6 protein-coding genes, 2 tRNA genes and 3 rRNA genes are annotated in these 14,767 nt (G+C 43.4%); 3 read left to right on the top strand and 8 right to left on the bottom strand.

Annotated elements, in window-relative coordinates:
* Positions 1-9: 9 nt before the first annotated feature.
* The 7 genes from PZ892_RS15055 to PZ892_RS15085 form a co-directional block, all read right to left on the bottom strand.
* Entirely contained in the window at positions 10-1,071 is a 1,062-nt protein-coding gene (locus PZ892_RS15055; protein ID WP_094257942.1) for an efflux RND transporter periplasmic adaptor subunit, read from the bottom strand.
* A gap of 123 nt (positions 1,072-1,194) precedes the next feature.
* Positions 1,195-1,812, bottom strand: coding sequence for a response regulator transcription factor (locus PZ892_RS15060; protein ID WP_094257943.1), 618 nt, complete (start codon positions 1,810-1,812; stop codon positions 1,195-1,197).
* A gap of 979 nt (positions 1,813-2,791) precedes the next feature.
* Positions 2,792-2,903: ribosomal RNA gene (gene rrf, locus PZ892_RS15065) — 5S ribosomal RNA — on the bottom strand.
* 145 nt (positions 2,904-3,048) lie between these two features.
* Positions 3,049-5,937, bottom strand: a 23S ribosomal RNA gene (locus PZ892_RS15070).
* A gap of 202 nt (positions 5,938-6,139) precedes the next feature.
* Positions 6,140-6,213, bottom strand: a tRNA-Ala gene (locus PZ892_RS15075).
* Between the two features lie 6 nt (positions 6,214-6,219).
* Positions 6,220-6,296: transfer RNA gene (locus PZ892_RS15080), tRNA-Ile, on the bottom strand.
* Positions 6,297-6,410: 114 nt separating this feature from the next.
* Positions 6,411-7,940, bottom strand: a 16S ribosomal RNA gene (locus PZ892_RS15085).
* The 16S, 23S and 5S rRNA genes sit together here with 2 tRNA genes alongside, the layout of an rRNA operon.
* A gap of 1,342 nt (positions 7,941-9,282) precedes the next feature.
* Here PZ892_RS15085 and PZ892_RS15090 point away from each other — a divergent pair.
* A complete protein-coding gene (locus PZ892_RS15090; RefSeq protein ID WP_144043783.1) occupies positions 9,283-10,560 on the top strand; it encodes a hypothetical protein in 1,278 nt (425 codons plus the stop codon).
* On the opposite strand, the gene PZ892_RS15095 is transcribed toward PZ892_RS15090, so the two are convergent.
* Entirely contained in the window at positions 10,561-11,712 is a 1,152-nt protein-coding gene (locus tag PZ892_RS15095) for an acyl-CoA dehydrogenase family protein (protein WP_094258570.1), read from the bottom strand.
* Between the two features lie 157 nt (positions 11,713-11,869).
* Between PZ892_RS15095 and PZ892_RS15100 the strand changes: the two genes are divergently transcribed.
* Both PZ892_RS15100 and lat read left to right on the top strand, forming a co-directional pair.
* Positions 11,870-13,399 (top strand): aldehyde dehydrogenase family protein, encoded by a 1,530-nt coding sequence (locus tag PZ892_RS15100; protein WP_094258569.1) that lies wholly within the window; start codon positions 11,870-11,872, stop codon positions 13,397-13,399.
* A 23-nt stretch (positions 13,400-13,422) separates the two neighbouring features.
* Complete coding sequence (gene lat / locus PZ892_RS15105) at positions 13,423-14,715, top strand: L-lysine 6-transaminase (protein WP_094258568.1); 1,293 nt, start codon at positions 13,423-13,425, stop codon at positions 14,713-14,715.
* The last annotated feature ends 52 nt before the right edge of the window (positions 14,716-14,767 follow it).

The raw sequence follows: 14,767 nt of genomic DNA on the forward strand, positions 1-14,767 counted from the left end.
TATTCTGAATTATTGCAGGACAACCTGTACTGTTGAACCATTCCGTAAGGACATTACTCCAGAAGTTAATACGGTATCCCCAGCCACGATACCGCTCGTGATCAATACATCCTCATCCGTGCGTGCACCAGTCTCCACCATAACTTCATTTGCCTTCCCTCCTTTTAATACAAATAGTTTCTTACCGTTCTGAACTGGAATCAATGCCTCTGCTGGCACCAATAATCCTTCTTCCAAGGTCTCTAATGGAAACACAATGTTGGCAAAAGTCCCCGGAATAATATTATCAGAACTATTCGAGGTGATGGCTTTTACCAATAAGGTCCTGGTATTTGCTTCTACAGCTGGCTCCGTTGCATAAATCTTTGCCGTAAATTCACCTTCTACGCCCTGAACCGAAAATTTAATCTGATTATTAACACGAACTTTGTTCGCATATTTTTCAGGAATAGAGAATGATACTTTAAGTCTATTGGTATTAACTAGTTGTGCGATATTTGTTGTTGGAGTAACATAACTCCCTTTTGAAATACTTCTTAATCCTATCCGGCCAGAAAAAGGCGCTCGGATCACGGTTTTACTCAGTTGTGCCTTTATCAATTGGATCTGCGATTGTGCTGTTCGAAAGTCGGCACTCGCGATATCATACTCTTCTTGTGATATGGCTTCTTTTTCTAATAGTAATTTAGCTCTACGCTCATTTTCAGCAGCTAAGTTATTACGGGTTTGCGCCTGTGCTAATTGTGCCTGTAACTCTGCATCATTGATCGTTAACAAAGGTTGCCCCTGACTAACACGTCCGCCTTCAGAGAAATTAATGGATTCTACAATCCCGGAAACCTCAGTATGAATTTCGATCTGCTCATCTGCTTCAATCGCGCCTGAAAGAGATAGGAAATCCGAAAAAGGTTGCCCCTTAACTATCACCCCATATACCTTGGCAGCACTCCGACTTCCCCTAGGACCATTCTGAGCTTCCGCTTTTTCTTTGTTCTTGGTAATCCTATAATAGACCATTCCGCCTACAAGTAGGACCCCAACTAATAATATAATAATGGATTTTCTCTTCATTTCAGGTTAGCAAATTGCTTAAATCAATCAAGTTTAATTATCCTGAAAAATAGAAAAAAAAGGAATAGGATAGTGTAATAATGTTATTATACTATTATTAGCAATGCTTAAACTATAAGTTTACTAGTGCGCTTTGATTTTTATTTGTGCGGCAATATTTAGTTTTTTAATGATTCCGCGAATAAGTTCCCACAATTTATCCACGGTAATTTCGCAGGAAGTAGCAATTCGATCCAAACTAAAACCCTCTAACAAGCGGTGAACAATGGTTAATTCCCTACGGGAAAGTTTCCTTCTCGATTGTGGTGGTTGTTGGATACCCATGAATAAGGATTTCGTCAATTCAGGACTTGCATAGGAAGATCCAGCAAGGACATCACGAATAATCTTTAATAAATCAGAAGCTTTGGTACCTTTTTTCACAAAGGCATAAGCACCAGCAAGAATACTTTGTCGGATAATAGCAGGATTATCCACATCAGAAAGCATAATAATATGCACATCAGGGTATCGTTCCTTAATAATAGGAATACCACTAATACCATCAATATCTGGCATCATAATATCTAGAAGAATCACTTCTGGATTAACCGATGAATTGGCTTTCTTTTGAAAATCAACTATGGATTCCGCCTCGATTACAAAATCAAAACAAATTGATTTCATATTCAATAACTGAAATTTAGTCAAGTTCCTGCAAAAGACACTATCATCAATTATTCCTAATTTAATGCAATCCATAACTATTATCTTAAATTCACACCCTTGATCATGGGATAATCAAGCATTAAAACATCCTTGTTTCAGTATAAATATACAATATGTATTGAAAATCAGAAAGAAACTATATATAAAAGTAGGAATGTATTTTATAGATTAATTAATTTATAAAAACAATGGATAATTTTTTTCCATAAAAACAATATCCCCAAATACCCCCACTAAAAGTGAAAACAACGTCAAATGCTGACAAAAATAGACTACAACTCTTAAGTTATAGGTAAAATTTAGAAATTAAAGATTGAAATTCAATAAATTGGCTGAATTTCAGCCATTGCTTCCACTCAATCTATAAAAAAAATAACAAAACCGTTTCAGAACTACATTAAGATAATATTAAGTATTCTTAAAGATAAAGATTAATCCAAGACGGAAAGATTAGCGTAATAACGCATATATAATTTTAACTCTTTAGAAATGTAACTATTTTTTATTAGCTCCATTTTTGTAACAAGATATATATTCCATAAAACTATTACGCATAGGTCAAAATTGGTATGATGATAATTAGTAAGCCCCAGAGGCGCGACATGTTTGTAGCAAGGGACGTATAAGAAGATACAGCCCTGTAGGGGCGACATATTTGTCCAACCATGACCAAATAATAAATAAAAGGGCGTATGCGATACGCCCGTACAATGCGTTTCATTTATCCGATAGCCATTTCGCGACCTGGATGATCAAGCCGCATCGGGGCGACATATATGTAGAAAAAGACATTAAACAAGATAAAGCCCCATAGGGGCGGCATGTTTATAGAAAGAATCATATTACAAGATAAAGCCCCGTAGGGGCGACATATTTGTCAAACCATGACCCAACAACAATACAAAAGGGCATATGCGATACGCCCCTACCGACCGGTCCATCCGTTCCATTCACCCAGGCCCCAGAAAACACAAAAAGCCCGTTGTCATCTGACAACGGGCTTCCGTATAAAATTAGGCACCGACCTACTCTCCCACCTGTTACGGCAATACCATCGGCTCTGGCGGGCTTAACTTCTCTGTTCGGAATGGGAAGAGGTGGACACCGCCGATATAGGCACCTGAATATCTTTTTTGGTAGTAGTTAGTAGTTAGTATTTAGCAGTTAGACCCGGGGCCTGCCACCAAACACGGCGTACTTCGTACTCCATATTGACATGTTATTGGAAGAAAGGATGTTAAAAAGAGAGAGGACAACAGAACTATCCGCATTGGAAAGCTTCGGGCTATTAGTATCACTCGGCTTTGGTCTTTCAACCTTTACACCTGTGACCTATCAACGTTGTCATCTTCAACGACCCTTATGAGGAAGTCTCATCTCGTGGCTAGTTTCGCACTTAGATGCTTTCAGCGCTTATCTATCCCGGACGTAGCTACCCTGCCGTACACCTGGCGGCATAACAGGTTCACCAGCGGTCCGTCCAACCCGGTCCTCTCGTACTAAGGTCAGATCCACTCAAACTTCCAGCGCCCACAACAGATAGGGACCGAACTGTCTCGCGACGTTCTGAACCCAGCTCGCGTGCCACTTTAATGGGCGAACAGCCCAACCCTTGGGACCTTCTCCAGCCCCAGGATGTGACGAGCCGACATCGAGGTGCCAAACCTCCCCGTCGATATGAGCTCTTGGGGGAGATCAGCCTGTTATCCCCAGAGTACCTTTTATCCTTTGAGCGATGGCCCTTCCATACAGAACCACCGGATCACTATGTCCGTCTTTCGACCCTGGTCGACTTGTAGGTCTCACAGTCAAGCAAGCTTATGCCATTGCACTCCTCGTACGGTTACCAAGCGTACTGAGCTTACCTTTGAAAGCCTCCGTTACCTTTTTGGAGGCGACCACCCCAGTCAAACTACCCACCAAACAATGTCTCCCGCTTAGCGGGATTAGAAACCGAATACAGAAAGGGCGGTATTTCAAGGTCGTATCCACGATTCCTGGCGAAACCGCTTCAATTACTCCCGCCTATCCTACACATCCTGTACCCAATTTCAATGTTAAGCTATAGTGAAGGTTCATGGGGTCTTTCCGTCCCGTTGCGGGTAACCGGCGTCTTCACCGATACCACAATTTCACCGAGCTCATGGCTGAGACAGCGCCCAGATCGTTACACCATTCGTGCAGGTCGGAACTTACCCGACAAGGAATTTCGCTACCTTAGGACCGTTATAGTTACGGCCGCCGTTTACTGGGGCTTCGATTCAATGCTTCTCCTTGCGGATGACATCCCCTCTTAACCTTCCAGCACCGGGCAGGTGTCAGGCCTTATACCTCATCTTTCGATTTCGCAAAGCCATATGTTTTTGCTAAACAGTCGCCTGGGCCTTTTCACTGCGGCTTCTCCACCCGAAGGTGGAGGAAGCGCCCCTTCTCCCGAAGTTACAGGGCCATTTTGCCGAGTTCCTTAGCCATGATTCACTCGAGCACCTTAGGATCCTCTCCTCGACTACCTGTGTCGGTTTACGGTACGGGTATTGATAACCTGGAGCTTAGCGGGTTTTCTTGGAAGTCTGCTTACCTGCGCTATCAGCGCCCCCGAGGGTTTGCTGTACTATCGGGCTTCAGCTGTACCAGCGGATTTGCCTACCGGTCCAATACCTTTGCCCTTCAACGAACTATTCCGTCAGTTCGCGGCAGTGTCACTACTCCGTCACCACATCGCAGTTATCAATAGTACGGGATTATTAACCCGTTGGCCATCGGCTGCCTCCCTTCGGATGCGCCTTAGGTCCCGACTAACCCTGATCCGATTAGCGTTGATCAGGAAACCTTAGTCTTTCGGTGGGCGGGTTTCTCACCCGCCTTATCGTTACTTATGCCTACATTTGCTTTTCCATCAGGTCCACCACGGGTCACCCCGCGGATTCACCCCCGATGGAATGCTCCCCTACCAGTGCAATAAATTGCAATCCATAGCTTCGGTATCGTTCTTGATGCCCGTTTATTATCCACGCCCGGCCGCTCGACTAGTGAGCTGTTACGCACTCTTTAAATGAATGGCTGCTTCCAAGCCAACATCCTAGCTGTCTGGGCAACCGGACCTCGTTAGTTCAACTTAGAACGAATTTGGGGACCTTAGCTGATGGTCTGGGTTCTTTCCCTCTCGGCCTTGGACCTTAGCACCCAAAGCCTCACTGCCGGCCATATCTAGCAGCATTCGGAGTTCGTCTGGATTTGGTAGGATTTGACTCCCCCGCACCCAATCGGTAGCTCTACCTCTGCTAGACTCATATGCCGACGCTGTTCCTAAAAACATTTCGGGGAGTACGAGCTATTTCCCAGTTTGATTGGCCTTTCACCCCTACCCTCAGGTCATCCGGAAACTTTTCAACGTTTATCGGTTCGGTCCTCCAGTACGTGTTACCGCACCTTCAACCTGCCCAAGGGTAGATCACAAGGTTTCGCGTCTACCTCGTCCGACTATACGCCCTGTTCAGACTCGCTTTCGCTTCGGCTCCTGGCCTTAAGCCATTAACCTTGCCGGACAAGAGTAACTCGTAGGCTCATTATGCAAAAGGCACGCCGTCACGGAATCACTCCGCTCCGACCGCTTGTAAGCACACGGTTTCAGGTTCTTTTCACTCCCCTGTTCGGGGTTCTTTTCACCTTTCCCTCACGGTACTGGTTCACTATCGGTCTCTCAGGAGTATTTAGCCTTGCCAGATGGTGCTGGCGGATTCCCACAGGATTTCTCCGGTCCCGCGGTACTCAGGATACCACTATGGCTGCATTCTTTACCTGTACGGGGCTCTCACCCTTATCGCGCAGTTTCCCACCTGCTTCCAGTTCATAGCACAGTCCAATGGCGTGGTCCTACAACCCCAGTATTGCCGTAACAATACTGGTTTGGGCTCTTTCCCGTTCGCTCGCCACTACTTGGGAAATCATTGTTATTTTCTCCTCCTACGCCTACTTAGATGTTTCAGTTCAGCGCGTTCGCTTCATTTGATGGCATGTCTTCAACATGCCGGGTTGCCCCATTCGGAAATCCACGGATCGAGTCGCATTTGCCGATCCCCGTGGCTTATCGCAGCTTATCACGTCCTTCATCGCCTCTGAGAGCCTAGGCATCCCCCGTGTGCCCTTGTTTACTTTCTTCACGCTATCACCCCTTTTGCTAAGTGATAGGTTGCTTATTGGCCGCCATCCATAAATGGACGACATGCCTCTGTTGTCTTCTCTTGTTAATCTCTTTTCTTCCAATATGTCAAAGAACTCTTTATCTGAGTACCTAGTAGTTAGTAGTTAGTATTTAGAACCATTGCTCTAAGCTAAAACCTTCTATAAGGACTCGGACCTGTGGAGAATAACGGATTCGAACCGTTGACCCCCTGCGTGCAAGGCAGGTGCTCTAGCCAGCTGAGCTAATTCCCCGTGTGATGGTAGTCCCGAGCAGATTTGAACTGCTGACCCCTACATTATCAGTGTAGTGCTCTAACCAACTGAGCTACGGGACTAGCTTATCTCTCTCATCTCTCAGGCCCCCACAGGGTGTGGGCACTTTCTTCTGAATGTCTTTTTTTTTCTATACGATCATGTATGTCGCGCAGCGATCCCAGAGCGGGCTCTAGAAAGGAGGTATTCCAGCCGCACCTTCCGGTACGGCTACCTTGTTACGACTTAGCCCCAATTACCGGTTTTACCCTAACACGCTCCTTGCGGTTACATGCTTTAGGTACCCCCAGCTTTCATGGCTTGACGGGCGGTGTGTACAAGGCCCGGGAACGTATTCACCGCGTCATTGCTGATACGCGATTACTAGCGAATCCAACTTCACGGGGTCGAGTTGCAGACCCCGATCCGAACTGTGAATGGCTTTTCGAGATTGGCATCACATTGCTGTGTAGCTGCCCGCTGTACCATCCATTGTAGCACGTGTGTAGCCCCGGACGTAAGGGCCATGATGACTTGACGTCGTCCCCGCCTTCCTCTCTGCTTGCGCAGGCAGTCTGTTTAGAGTCCCCACCTTGACGTGCTGGCAACTAAACATAGGGGTTGCGCTCGTTGCGGGACTTAACCCAACACCTCACGGCACGAGCTGACGACAGCCATGCAGCACCTAGTTTCCTGTCCCGAAGGACGGATGCGTCTCTGCATCCTTCAGTAACTTTCAAGCCCGGGTAAGGTTCCTCGCGTATCATCGAATTAAACCACATGCTCCTCCGCTTGTGCGGGCCCCCGTCAATTCCTTTGAGTTTCACCCTTGCGGGCGTACTCCCCAGGTGGATGACTTAACGCTTTCGCTTGGACGCTTACGGTATATCGCAAACATCGAGTCATCATCGTTTAGGGCGTGGACTACCAGGGTATCTAATCCTGTTCGATCCCCACGCTTTCGTGCATCAGCGTCAATAACGGCTTAGACAGCTGCCTTCGCAATCGGTGTTCTGAGACATATCTATGCATTTCACCGCTACTTGTCTCATTCCGCCGTCTTCAACCGCATTCAAGCACTTCAGTATCAAGGGCACTGCGACAGTTGAGCTGCCGTCTTTCACCCCTGACTTAAAGTGCCGCCTACGCACCCTTTAAACCCAATAAATCCGGATAACGCTCGGATCCTCCGTATTACCGCGGCTGCTGGCACGGAGTTAGCCGATCCTTATTCTTTAGGTACATTCAGCCCACTACACGTAGTGGGGTTTATTCCCTAACAAAAGCAGTTTACAACCCATAGGGCAGTCATCCTGCACGCGGCATGGCTGGTTCAGGGTTGCCCCCATTGACCAATATTCCTTACTGCTGCCTCCCGTAGGAGTCTGGTCCGTGTCTCAGTACCAGTGTGGGGGATTCTCCTCTCAGAGCCCCTAGACATCGTCGCCTTGGTGGGCCGTTACCCCACCAACTAGCTAATGTCACGCGAGCCCATCCATATCCTATGAATATTTGACAAATCGACCATGCGGTCAATTTGTGTCATGCGGTGTTAATCCGAATTTCTTCGGGCTATCCCCCTGATATGGGTAGGTTGCTCACGCGTTACGCACCCGTGCGCCACTCTCACCAACCGGTAGCAAGCTACCAGCTGGATCCCGTCCGACTTGCATGTATTAGGCCTGCCGCTAGCGTTCATCCTGAGCCAGGATCAAACTCTCCATTGTAAAATGAAGTGTAAGATCAAGACTATTTATAATAAATAGAATTGTCTTGTTTTAATGTTTTCCTCCCGCTCCGGGATATCTGAATTGATTTCTTGAAATCTTTGTTCAGCTATCGTACTCTCGTACGAGTCGCTGCGCTACATGATCATTTAAAGAACTTTATCGCCTGGGCATCTCGCTTCGGCTTTTTATGTTGTGGATCCCTCATCGCTGAAGGCTACAATCTGTCATTTTCTTGTCGCTCCGAGCATCGCGCTCATTGCTGTTTCCCTCGGTTGGGACTGCAAAGGTAGAAACCTTTTTTGATTCCGCAAAATTTATTTTAAAATAATTTTGAGGCGCTTTTTTCAAAAGATACGGCGCATCGGGTGTGACCCCTTTTTTACCGTGTTCCATTCCCTGTTGTCAGTGGCCTTTCAGCCGTCCCTCCCTTGCGGAGTGGTGCAAAGATAGGGACAAAACATCCATACTTCCAAGACATCACAGCAACATTTTTTGGCAGCATACCGTAACTCGCTAGCACATTGCACGATAAATTTTCAGGAAGGTTGCATTTTCATTGCCCAGGAGGTATTCCGGGGGCATGAACGGTAGAAAAGGGAGGTCGGGCGATATGGACAGGTTGGGATCATGGATGTGTGTTTTTTGGAGGGGATTCCTTGTCGTTCCTTTTCAAAGGCTATCTATTTACCCAATCATTATCGGAAATACTTTGGGAGCAGGCCATACAAAATTCGACATTCCGGCGCATCAGTACCGCAGATCCCCCGCAGATCCGCCGGACCTCGGCCGAATTTTTTCGACCGAGGTCAGGAAAAGATCCGAAGAAGGTCCGACCAAGGTGCGGAGGAGCTCCTGATTTGTCCAAAAGATGGACAGAATTATCGCTGAATTAGAAACTGTAGTAATACTGTATTCGAAACTGCAGTATTACTGTATTCGAAACGGCAGTATTACTGTATTCGAAACGGCAGTATTACTGTATTCAAAATCGACTTTCTTGTGGAATTCAAAACTGTGCAATTAGTGAATTCGAAACAGCATTATTGCTTCAATCAAAACTGCATAAATACTAAATTCAAAATCGAACTTTATACAGGATATAAAGGCTACCTTGATTACTATATATAAAACCTACCTTATTACAGTATATAGAACCTACATTATTATAGTATTCAAAATCCACATTATTACTGAAATCAAAATCAACTTTATTCCAATATTTAAATACCTACACTATTACAATATTCATATGCTTTAAATTTAACAATACTCAAAAGCTACAATAGAGAGGACATAAGATTAGAATTGACTATATTTAATGAAATCCAATAAAAGACCTATGAAATTGAACGATACGCAAGACCAAAACTATAGCTACCCAGAAAATCCAATCCTTTTCCGTTTTTGTTTCATCTTCATCCTGACATTTATACTACTGGCCAATAATGGAACCTTCTTTTTCCTCCAACATCTATTAGTTCTCATCCGACCATTTTTGATTGATCTGATTAGAACCTTTGGTAAAACTTTTTTTGATTTGAGCTCCAATGCCAGTTACATAAATGGAAGTGGAGACACAGCCATGCAATGGATACAACTCTTATTAATATTGATATTCTCAGCTGTTGGCACATTGATCTGGAGCTTATTAGACCGTAAAAACAAAAGCTATCCAAGATTATATTATTGGCTTACCGTCATGTTACGTTATTATATAGCCTTTATGTTGCTGAATTATGGTATGGTAAAATTGACACATAGTCAATTTCCATTTCCCACTTTACTACGATTAACAGAACCGCTCTACAAGTTTTCACCAATGGGGCTGGCATGGACATTTTATGGCGCCTCCAATCCTTATAATATATTCATGGGTATTGCTGAAGTAATGGGTATACTATTATTATTCCGAAAAACCACCACCCTGGGTGCCATCATCACCTTTGCCGTCAGCGTGAATATCATGGCAACCAATTATTTCTTTGATGTACCTGTAAAATTGGTTTCTACAGCACTAGCCTTATTGAGTTTATTTCTACTGGCACCGAATATCCAAAGATTGATGGGCTTATTAATTGCGCAGAAAACAGTTAAACTAATTCCGCTCCCTGCACCGATATACAATAAACGTTGGAAAAAAATCACCATGATCAGCATTAAGGTTCTACTCCTACTCTTGGTATTCTCGGGGCATATTCGGCAATTAATCTCACCAATTGATTACTTCAAACCGTACTTTGATCCAGAAGCCGAACTTTATGGTGCCTATTATATACCTAATAGGGAATATAAAAACCGTGCGAAGAACAATATCCCTGATGAATGGCATCAGCTTATCATTACAACTGAAAAAACGTTGAACATTAGAAATGAGGAAATGGATGTTATTCGATATGAATACATCAAGGATCCGAAGAAAAAGGAGATCAAAATAATAGATTCAGACAAGAGTGTAGTACTTGAAATGAAATATCACCTCGAAAATACGGGAATTACCCTACGCAATATCCATTCTCCGGATTCCACATCTATCTTCCTGGAGAAGATAGATATGGATAATATTGATTTAAAAACCCGAACATTCCGCTGGATAAATGAATATCCTCATAATAGGTAGTTAAAATGCGTTGAATCCGGTGATATCATTTCCCGTGATCAATAAATGAACATCGTGTGTTCCTTCATAGGTTATCACCGATTCCAGGTTCATCATGTGGCGCATAATGGAGTAATCACCGACGATTCCCATGGCGCCAAGAATCTGCCTAGCCTCGCGGGCTACCTGCAAAGCCATGTTCACATTATTCCTCTTCGCCATGGAAATCTGGGCAGGTGTTGCCCGATCTTCATTTTTCAAGAGTCCCAATCGCCATGAAAGCAGCTGCGCCTTGGTGATTTCAGTAATCATTTCCGCCAATTTCTTCTGCTGCAATTGAAAGGAAGCAATGGGTTTCCCAAATTGTTTTCTTTCCTTGGCATAATTCAATGCCGTTTGATAACAGTCCATCGCCGCCCCAATGGCTCCCCAAGAAATTCCAAACCTTGCTGAATTCAGGCAGGACAAGGGTCCTTTCATCGAACTGACTTCTGGCAAAACATTTTCCGCAGGAATAAATACCTGGTCGAAGACAAGCTCGCCAGTTTTAGATGCCCGAAGAGACCATTTGTTTAAAGTTTCGGGGCTAGTAAAGCCTTCAAAAGCACGTTCGACAATAACGCCACGGATTTTCTTCTCTTCATCCCGAGCCCAAACAACAGCAATATCACAGATAGGCGCATTCGTGATCCACATTTTAGAACCCGATAAACGATAGCCATTGCCATCCTTAACAAGTTTGGTTTCCATACTGGCAGGATCGGATCCGTGATTTGGTTCCGTTAGACCAAAAGCTCCTATTAATTCCCCTGTTGCTAATCGGGGTAAGAATTTTTGTTTTTGTTCTTCGGAGCCGAATTTATAAATCGGGAACATCACCAATGAAGATTGAACAGATGCTGCAGAACGGATTGCCGAATCTGCAAATTCAAGCTCCTGCATGATCAGGCCATAGGTCATTTGATCCAATCCTAAGCCCCCATAGTTTTCAGGAATAAAGGTCCCCAAAGCACCCATACTCCCCAACTTTCGCATTAAATCAGGAATCTCCTGATGCTCCTGCGCATAATAATCCATCTTGGGAACAAATTCCGCCTTCACATAATTACGGATGGAATCCCGAACAAGAATTTGTTCAGGTGTTAGTAATTCGTCTATTTGATAATAGTCCATAACTAGATTTGAAATTGAGGTTTGAGAAAATAAATTTAATGGTTATTTATTAACTTTTTATACAGTCCCAAATTACAAAATAAATTCGACCAAATCCATTCGAAAACAAAAGATATTCTCTATATTTATAAAAATTTCGAATAATATAAACCATATTATGACATCAAAAGAATTAAAAGCACTTGGAATCGAAGCAGAGAACCTAGGAACCTCTACGGGTAACAAATGGTTTGCAAAGGGTGAGTTGATTGAATCCTATTCTCCAACGAATGGGAAGCTAATCGCAAAGGTTAGGAGCACAACAGAGAAAGAATACGAAAAAGTTATACAAGAGGCTGAAAAGGCAAAATTATTATGGAGGGATATTCCGGCACCAAAGCGTGGTGAGATTGTCCGTCAATTAGGTGATAAATTACGTGAATTAAAGCCAGTCCTTGGGAAATTAGTTTCCTATGAAATGGGGAAATCCTATCAGGAAGGAATGGGCGAGGTTCAGGAAATGATTGACATCTGTGATTTTGCAGTAGGACTATCAAGACAATTATACGGGAATACCATCCATTCGGAGCGTCCAGGCCATCGGATGTATGATCAATATCATCCACTAGGAATCGTAGGAATCATTACTGCATTTAACTTTCCAGTAGCCGTTTGGTCCTGGAATGCGGCTTTAGCTTTAGTTTGTGGAGATGTTGTGGTATGGAAACCGAGCGAAAAAACACCTTTATGTGCCGTAGCATGTCAACATATTATTGCTGAGATTTTAAAAGCAAACAAATTACCAGAAGGAATCTCTTCTTTGGTTGTTGGTGATGCTGAGGTTGGCAAATGGTTATCCGAGGATGAGCGACTTCCATTAATTTCCGCAACGGGTTCAACCCGAATGGGCAAGGAAGTAGCGACAGTAGTTGCGAAGCGTTTAGGAAAATCCTTATTGGAGCTAGGTGGAAATAATGCCATCATTGTGAGTCCTAGTGCGGATCTTAAAATGACCATTATTGGTGCTGTATTTGGCGCGGTAGGAACTGCAGGTCAACGCTGTACCAGTACCAGACGCTTAATTATCCATGAAAGTATTTACGATAAAGTGAAAAAATCATTGGTTGATGCCTATAAGCAAATCAAGATTGGAGATCCCTTGGATAGCAAAAATCACATGGGACCTTTGATTGACACCGCGGCAGTAGACATGTACTTGGATGCCTTGGATAAGATCAAAGCAGAAGGTGGTAAATTATTAACCAAAGGCGAGTTATTAAAAGGCGAAGGCTATGAAAGCGGATGTTATGTTACTCCGGTGATTGCTGAAGTGGAGAACCACTATGAAATCGTTCAACATGAGACCTTTGCCCCGATTTTATATTTAATAAAATACAGTGGTGAAGTTGATGCAGCCATCAGCTTACAAAATGGCGTTAAACAAGGGCTTTCTTCAGCGATCATGACGAACAGTCTTCGTGAGGCTGAATTATTCCTGAGCCAGAATGGTTCGGATTGTGGTATTGCCAATGTCAATATCGGAACTTCAGGTGCTGAAATTGGTGGCGCTTTCGGAGGAGAAAAAGATACTGGCGGTGGCCGTGAATCCGGATCGGATGCGTGGAAAGTGTATATGCGTAGGCAAACCAATACCATTAATTATACGACGAGCCTACCGTTGGCGCAAGGAATTAAATTTGACCTATAAACAGAATTGAATTATAAACGATTATGATAAGAGAAACACATAAAAGATTAGCAAAACATATCTTAGCCGATGGACTTCCAGTGGTTATGGACCTAGAGAAATCTCATGGTTCATACATTGTTGACATTGATGGCAAGGAATATTTGGACATGTTCAGCATGTTCGCATCATCACCAGTAGGATACAACCATCCTTATATACTAGCCAATGAGAAGCAATTGGAGAAAGTATCCATTAATAAATTAGCTTTATCGGATATCTATCCAGATGAGTATGCAGATTTCATGGATGTTTTTGAACGCGTGGGCATTCCACAGGAATTAAGCTATTGTTTTTTCATTGATGGTGGTGGATTGGCAGTTGAAAACGCACTAAAAGCAGCTTTTGATTGGAAGACCCGCTTAAATCTTTCAAAAGGAATCGAACAAGAGGCAAGCCAGGTGATTCACTTCAAACAAGCATTCCACGGAAGAACAGGTTATACCCTATCCTTAACAAACACGAAAGATCCAAGGAAGTATATGTACTTCCCAAAATTCAATTGGCCAAGAATCAGCAATCCGAAATTAACCTTCCCATTAACGGAAGAGTCGGTTGCCAACACCATTGAATTAGAGAAACAAGCGATCCAAGAAATTGAAACTGCAATTGCCAACAACCCTAATGATATTGCCTGCTTGATCCTTGAACCTATTCAAGCCGAAGGTGGTGACAATCATTTCCGCAAGGAGTTCTTTGTTAAATTAAGAGAGATTTGTGATAAAAATGATATTATCTTAATATTGGATGAAGTCCAAACAGGAATTGCCATGACTGGAAAAATGTGGTGTTATCAACATTATGGCATTGTTCCGGATGTGATTTCCTTTGGCAAGAAAACTCAGGTTTGTGGTATTTTGGCAAACAAGACGAAGTTTGATCGTGTAGAAAAGAATGTTTTCCAAGAATCCAGCCGTATTAATTCGACCTTCGGTGGGAATTTAGTGGATATGATCCGTTTTAAACTCATCTTGGAAATTATTGAAAAAGAAGGCTTGGTGAATAAAGCTGAAACATTAGGAGAATACTTACAGGTAAAATTGTTGGAATTATCCGAAAAACATCCATCCATCAGCAATGTCAGAGGAAAAGGTTTATTAGTAGCATTTGATTTACCAACGCCAGAGGCAAGAGATAAATTTGTGGATGCAGCGATGAAAGAAAATATGTTGATTTTAGGATGTGGAGAGCGTAGTATTCGTTTCAGACCACACCTGACCGTGAGCAAAGAAGACTTAGATAAAGCGATTTCTATCGTAGACAAAGTGGTTGATTAATAAAAGAAATAAAATCCCGGTCGAAAGGTCGGGATTTTATTTTTTAAGCTGA

This window comes from Sphingobacterium sp. WM (genome assembly GCF_029542465.1).
GTDB classification, from domain to species: domain Bacteria; phylum Bacteroidota; class Bacteroidia; order Sphingobacteriales; family Sphingobacteriaceae; genus Sphingobacterium; species Sphingobacterium cellulitidis.

Excerpts from the sequence above, each read along its gene's own strand:
- PZ892_RS15055 (WP_094257942.1), bottom strand. The coding sequence starts at position 1,071 with ATGAAGAGAAAATCCATTATTATATTATTAGTTGGGGTCCTACTTGTA.
- PZ892_RS15060 (WP_094257943.1), bottom strand. The coding sequence starts at position 1,812 with ATGGATTGCATTAAATTAGGAATAATTGATGATAGTGTCTTTTGCAGG.
- PZ892_RS15090 (WP_144043783.1), top strand. The coding sequence starts at position 9,283 with ATGAAATTGAACGATACGCAAGACCAAAACTATAGCTACCCAGAAAAT.
- PZ892_RS15095 (WP_094258570.1), bottom strand. The coding sequence starts at position 11,712 with ATGGACTATTATCAAATAGACGAATTACTAACACCTGAACAAATTCTT.
- PZ892_RS15100 (WP_094258569.1), top strand. The coding sequence starts at position 11,870 with ATGACATCAAAAGAATTAAAAGCACTTGGAATCGAAGCAGAGAACCTA.
- lat (WP_094258568.1), top strand. The coding sequence starts at position 13,423 with ATGATAAGAGAAACACATAAAAGATTAGCAAAACATATCTTAGCCGAT.